At 45.6% G+C, this 274-nt stretch carries 1 pseudogene; it reads left to right on the forward strand.

From position 1 onward, the window contains the following. Nucleotides 1-274: pseudogene (locus ACYVUV_RS12420) on the forward strand (IS1634 family transposase); the annotation flags it as partial.

Genomic DNA, 274 nt, shown 5'->3' on the forward strand with positions numbered 1-274 from the left:
GAAGGAGAGCATCATGTACTACAACTGCCTAGTAAATATTCCTAAGAACACTGGTAAAATTTCCAGAAATAAACGGGGCAAGACTACCTACATCGAATACACTTATGCTAGAGAGTACCTTCCCGAGAAGAAATACAACGTCGCCAGAAGAACGACCATTGGGAAAGCTGACCCTGATCATCCGGGAATGATGTTTCCTAACCCCAACTTCGAAAAATTCTTCCCTGATGTTGAGATTCCCGCCGAAGGAACGGCGGCTGAACCGGCCAATGTA

The sequence above is a fragment of the Lactobacillus sp. WILCCON 0149 genome (assembly GCF_057197965.1).